The sequence below is a fragment of the Streptomyces hilarionis genome, from assembly GCF_024539675.1.
GTDB lineage: Bacteria > Actinomycetota > Actinomycetes > Streptomycetales > Streptomycetaceae > Streptomyces > Streptomyces hilarionis.
This window is the reverse complement of the sequence record NZ_JAHHIT010000726.1, coordinates 1-270: the sequence shown is the minus strand read 5'-3', so window position 1 is coordinate 270 and position 270 is coordinate 1. Positions and strand designations below refer to the sequence as shown.

At 58.1% G+C, this 270-nt stretch carries 1 pseudogene; it reads right to left on the bottom strand.

What is annotated here, in order from left to right:
• Window positions 1-242 (bottom strand): annotated as a pseudogene (locus KMS84_RS43010) (hypothetical protein); the annotation flags it as partial.
• Window positions 243-270 lie beyond the last annotated feature (28 nt).

Here is a 270-nt window from a genome sequence, read left to right as displayed (position 1 = left end):
ATGCCGAAGCATTGAGTAAATAGCGACAGCATGTTCTTGGCCCGCACCAGACCGCCGTAAAACAGCGCAAGGCCCGGCAGACACATGAACAGCACCAGCACCGCCGCCGTGATCATCCACGCGGTACTGCCAGTGTTGAGGGTCGGAGCGTCAGCGGCTTGGGCCAGAGGAATGCAGGCGCCGAGCGCCCCGAACGTAAAGAGAGACAAGAGAAGGGATTTGCCGGGAAGACGGTTAACCATTGTCGAAGCTCCTGCAATGAATGGAAAG